Origin of the sequence: Chitinophaga silvisoli (assembly GCF_003412465.1) — a bacterium.
Classification (GTDB): domain Bacteria; phylum Bacteroidota; class Bacteroidia; order Chitinophagales; family Chitinophagaceae; genus Chitinophaga; species Chitinophaga silvisoli.
In genome coordinates this window covers 1-333 of record NZ_QTJV01000048.1, presented here as the reverse complement: position 1 = coordinate 333, position 333 = coordinate 1, and the positions used below count along the sequence as shown (strand labels likewise).

Genomic DNA, 333 nt, shown 5'->3' with positions numbered 1-333 from the left:
AATACCTCTACCTTCAATACAACTATATGTATTATGAATAAAACTTTTTGTCCAAATATCTTTTACAACATTCATTATAGCATGATGAGCAATCCTATCTGGATAATAAGGTAATCTATAAATAATACGTTCTTTTGGTTCATATATTTTATATAGACTATATTTAGAAGTTTTATATTTAAGATTAAATAGTTTATCTACTAAATCTTCATTTTCATATTGTCTATTTTTATCATGTTTATTAATGCCATATTTCTTATTCTTATTCTTTCTTGCATTATCATCAGCAACTTCAATATTTTCAATAGTACATAGTTTATCATGTAAACCACT

1 protein-coding gene is annotated in these 333 nt (G+C 23.1%); it reads right to left on the bottom strand.

What is annotated here, in order from left to right:
- Positions 1-333: hypothetical protein (locus DXN04_RS35065; RefSeq protein WP_394337857.1), on the bottom strand; the 333-nt coding region annotated here is incomplete at both ends.